Origin of the sequence: Pseudomonas sp. ES3-33, from assembly GCF_000952175.1 — a bacterium.
Taxonomy (GTDB): domain Bacteria; phylum Pseudomonadota; class Gammaproteobacteria; order Pseudomonadales; family Pseudomonadaceae; genus Aquipseudomonas; species Aquipseudomonas gregormendelii.
In genome coordinates, this window is record NZ_JZRI01000084.1 from 1 (window position 1) to 2235 (window position 2235).

Sequence of the window (2235 nt, forward strand, 5' to 3'; positions counted from 1 at the left end):
AGATGTGTATAAGAGACAGTTACCTCCCTGCTTATGGCTTATTAATGGCGGTCTTGCGAGGGGGCGTATCTGGGGCATTCATAGATACATCTTACATTTCAGCTGCTGTTTATATGGTTTGTTCACTGTTGTATCTGGCGCCCGGTTACCTATGGTGGGCATATCGCGCACTCGTGGTATCGCTGCGGCTTTTAAGTGCTGTAATTCTAGTTAGCTTCCTATTTATTGCTACAGATACGTTCACTGACTTTGTCTACTTTTTTGTTGCTAATGGTGTGGCTTACGTTGGTGAGAGAGAATACGCAGGTGTAGCGTTCTACTATATATATTTTATAGCATCGCCAATGCTGATTTTTCTACTTTGTCATGAAACATGGAAGATGTTGGACAGGCCGTCTCTTAAAGCTGCTGTGTTTCTAATGCTTCCTGTATTTGCATTATTTCTGTCAGGTACCCGTGCGAGCATAATTTTATCTCTGTGCGCTCCTGTTTTTGTATGGATGTGGCACCGGTTTGGACGAGGTGCCATCGCGTTGATATTGTTATCGATCATCTTGGCTTTTACCGCTTTATTGTTCATCGATGTACCTATCGTAAATGAGATGTTTGGAGCCGGGGAACAGAGTAATGCGACGAAGATAGGATATCTGGGAAGTTATGGCGAAATTTTCGCCAGTCCTCAGGTGGTATTGTTCGGTCAGGGATTCAACGCTCATGTGTGGTCACCAGTTCTACAGAACATGTTGCCAGAGGGGGCTAGTAAGACAGAGCTAACGTACGTAGAGCTCCTTCGAGTATTTGGTTTGTTCGGTACCGCGATGCTGGTTTTTCTGCTTGCATTTCTGTCGCTCAGCGGAAAGGTAGCGAAGTCTGGGTATCCATGGATTGCCCCTTCGATATTTCTATATTCTGCGATATCAGCGATCAATCCATACATATTTTCCTCAAATGGGATGCTTTTGATTGGTTTCGCGACTGCGGCCATTGCATTTGCGCCGTCTGTAACCACGCTGGATTCATTGCCTGGTGAGAGTGATAATGGAACGCTTGCCTCTGATGGGCTATGATTATGCCGGCAAATATTGACTTTATAAGGGCTTGGTGATGTTCGAAAATAAAACGCTGCTTATCACTGGAGGTACGGGTTCCTTTGGGAATGCCGTTCTGAAAAGATTTCTTTCTACAGATATCAATGAAATTCGGATCTTTAGTCGGGATGAGAAAAAGCAAGATGATATGCGCAAGCGCTATGCCAGTCCGAAACTGAAATTTTATATAGGTGATGTTCGTGATTACCAAAGTGTTTTAAATGCGACTCGTGGGGTGGACTATATTTTCCATGCCGCAGCACTGAAACAAGTGCCTTCCTGCGAGTTCCACCCGATGGAAGCAGTTAAAACCAACGTGATCGGCACTGATAATGTGCTCGAAGCTTCGATTCAGAACGAAGTAAAGCGTGTAGTGTGCTTAAGCACCGATAAGGCGGTATATCCAATTAACGCAATGGGTATTTCGAAAGCGATGATGGAAAAAGTCATGGTCGCGAAATCTCGAAATGTCGATGAAACCAAGACTGTCATATGCGGCACGCGTTATGGAAATGTGATGGCCTCGCGCGGTTCGGTTATTCCGTTGTTTATTGACCAGATCCGAGCAAGCCAAGCGTTGTCCATTACCGATCCAAATATGACACGCTTTATGATGACGTTAGCCGATGCGGTGGATCTTGTATTATATGCGTTTGAACATGGTAATAACGGGGACCTATTCGTCCAGAAGGCGCCAGCTGCTACAGTAGAGACTCTTGCGCTTGCGTTGACTTCAATGTTGGGACAGCCCGAGCATCCTATTCAGATAATAGGTACCAGGCATGGTGAAAAACTGTACGAAGCTCTATTAAGCCGCGAAGAAATGGCCTGTGCGGAAGACATGGGTGAATATTTTAGAGTGCCACCTGATTTGCGTGATTTGAACTACAGCAAATTCGTAGAGCAAGGCGAAGAAAAGATTTCCACGATGGAAGATTATAATTCGCACAACACCGAGCGTTTGGACGTCGAAGGTATGAAGAAACTGTTGTTGAAACTCGATTTCATGCGTGCCATCCAGCGCGGCGAACATGCAGTGCCTGAGGAATAAAGAATGAGAGTCTTGATTACCGTTGCGAATGGATTTGTCGGCAAAAACCTTATCGCTCACTTACAGGAGCGCCAAGACGTTGTGGTGCTCCGATTT

The 2235-nt window shown here is 45.3% G+C and carries 2 protein-coding genes; both read left to right on the top strand.

Going from position 1 to position 2235, the window contains the following annotated elements:
* A partial coding sequence (locus UB23_RS15990) for a hypothetical protein (RefSeq protein ID WP_045060272.1) occupies positions 1–1067 on the top strand: 1067 nt, incomplete at its 5' end.
* A gap of 37 nt (positions 1068–1104) precedes the next feature.
* The gene (locus tag UB23_RS15995; protein WP_045060273.1) at positions 1105–2139 is read left to right on the top strand and encodes a polysaccharide biosynthesis protein; all 1035 of its coding nucleotides are present in this window, start codon (positions 1105–1107) and stop codon (positions 2137–2139) included.
* Positions 2140–2235: the final 96 nt, after the last annotated feature.

Excerpts from the sequence above, each read along its gene's own strand:
- UB23_RS15995 (WP_045060273.1), top strand. The coding sequence starts at position 1,105 with ATGTTCGAAAATAAAACGCTGCTTATCACTGGAGGTACGGGTTCCTTT.